A 1,947-nucleotide genomic window follows, 5' to 3' on the forward strand; every position below is an offset into this window, starting at 1 on the left:
GTGGCGGCCTCGGCCATTCTGGTCGGTGGTGATCCGGATCCTCTCGGGCCTAGTCAGGATTGAGCTGGCGCCCGCAGCCCGGATCGCCGAGATCGTCCATGCGCCCGGGGCCCCGCCATGCCGATGTGGTCCCAGGGCGTCCGGATCCTGGTGGCGGCGAAGTCGGTAGACTTCCGCAAAGGCCATGACGGGTTGGCCGCGCTTGTGCGGTCAGCGCTGGCCGAGGATCCGTTCACCGGAGCGGTCTTAGTGTTCCGCGCCAAGCGGGCAGACAGGATGAAGATCCTGTTCTGGGACGGTAGTGGCTTGGTCATGGCCTGCAAGCGGCTGGAGGAGAGCAGCTTCACCTGGCCTGCCATCAGCGACGGGGCGGTGACCTTGAACCGCGCCCGATCCGAGGCGCTGTTTGCCGGGCTGGACTGGCGGAGGGTACGATCCCTGGAGGCACGCCGCCCAGCTGTGGCAGAGTGACTCGGGGGGACGGAAAGACAGCCCGCCGCAGACCGGAGCAGAGTATGATCCGGCCATGTCCAGCGCCCCGCCAATTGACTTAGGCCCCGGGGCGTGCCGGGCAGAACGCGGACCAAATCCTGCAAGGCTTCGGCGGCATCCTGCAGCTGCCCTCCCGGCAGCATCCTGCGGATGCGCCTGCCGGGTGACAGACGGCTATACCGGCTGCAACCGGCTGACGCGCCCCTCGCGGACAGGCGGCGCGCCGATCACGGTCGCGCATTGCTGGGCGCATGCCCGCAGGAAGCTCAAGGAGGTCTTCGACCGCGGCGGCTCGGGGATCGCCGCCGAGGGCTTGCGCCGAATCGCAGAGTTCTACCGCATCGATGGTTAGATCCGCAGCATGGGTCCTGGTCAGCGCCTTTCTGCCCGGCACGCCCGCACCGTGCCACTGGTGACCGGGTTCAGACAATGGCTGCAGCTCCAGCGCGGCCGGATCTCGTCGAAGCCACTCCTGGGCGAGAAGTTGGCCTGCATCCACCGCCAATGGAATGGCCTGCAGACCTCCCTCCGCGACGGTCGCGTCGAGACCGGCTCCAATGCTGTTGAGAACCTGATCCGCCCTATCGCATTGACGAGGAGAAATGCGCTTTTTGCCGGCCACGGCGAAGGCGGCCGCGCCTGGGGCCGCGTCGCGTCGCTCATCGCTGCGGCGAAGATCAACGGCGTCGGGCCCTTCGCCTCCCTCAAGGCAACCCTCGAAGCCATCGCTGCCGGTCAGCCAGCCAGCCGGGTCGACGAGTTACTCCCCTGGAACTTACAGCCGTCAAGCTGATTCAGGGTGACGTGCAAACACCGCTTACAACGGGAGCGCGCCATTGGCGCAGATTGCCGTAGAAAATGCGAGGCTCTGCCTCGCGCTCCGGGATACTTTGGGCCAGAAGAATTTTGGCCAGAAGAATGATGGATCCAGTCTTCTTTCTGGTCGAAAATACTCCGGGCGAGACCCGAAGGGCGGGGGGCAGAGCCCCCTTCAATGTGTTTGCCCTCGCGCGTCCGGCCGACGGGCCCCCTCAGTCGGCGCGGCGGGGCGGCTGGATTGGCACGACGCTGCCGGGCTGCGGATCCGACCCATCCGGCGGGTTTTGCAATTGCGCCGACAGTTCCGGCAGCAGTTCGAACAGCTCGCCGCGCAACCGGCCCAGATGCGACTTGGCAATGCTTTCCTCGATATCCACATCGCGGGTCCACTGGCGCAGCTCATGCATGACGATCTGGGCATCCTCCAGCCGCGCCTTGAATGTCTCCAGCTCCTCCTGCCGCTGCTGCAAAAACAGCCGGGCACGGGCCACCTTGGCGTCGGAATAGGTCTCTGCCAGCTCGTGGCTGACCTGGCTCATCTGCGATGCCACCTCCAGCACCTGCGGTTCCAGCCCGGCCAGATCGGGGTGGGCGCGCAAAAAGGCCAGCCGCTCCTTCACCGCGTCAAACTCGGAC

2 protein-coding genes and 2 pseudogenes are annotated in these 1,947 nt (G+C 66.2%); 3 read left to right on the forward strand and 1 reads right to left on the reverse strand.

The window, feature by feature from the left end; translation table 11 throughout:
* The first annotated feature begins 117 nt into the window (after positions 1 to 117).
* The 3 genes and pseudogenes from tnpB (at position 118) to A2I95_RS34245 (ending at position 1,285) form a co-directional block, all read left to right on the forward strand.
* Complete coding sequence (tnpB, locus tag A2I95_RS34235; protein WP_291736979.1) at positions 118 to 471, forward strand: IS66 family insertion sequence element accessory protein TnpB; 354 nt, start codon at positions 118 to 120, stop codon at positions 469 to 471.
* Positions 472 to 526: 55 nt separating this feature from the next.
* Positions 527 to 1,069: pseudogene (locus A2I95_RS34240) on the forward strand (transposase); the annotation flags it as partial.
* A 12-nt stretch (positions 1,070 to 1,081) separates the two neighbouring features.
* A complete protein-coding gene (locus tag A2I95_RS34245; protein WP_291736981.1) occupies positions 1,082 to 1,285 on the forward strand; it encodes a transposase domain-containing protein in 204 nt (67 codons plus the stop codon).
* Positions 1,286 to 1,523: 238 nt separating this feature from the next.
* Here A2I95_RS34245 and A2I95_RS34250 read toward each other — a convergent pair.
* Positions 1,524 to 1,947 (reverse strand): annotated as a pseudogene (locus A2I95_RS34250) (DNA repair protein); the annotation flags it as partial.

It is taken from the genome of Leisingera sp. F5, assembly GCF_001593695.1.

Bases quoted from the DNA above. Each gene is read 5' to 3' on its own strand.
- tnpB (WP_291736979.1), top strand. From the start codon at position 118: ATGCCGATGTGGTCCCAGGGCGTCCGGATCCTGGTGGCGGCGAAGTCG.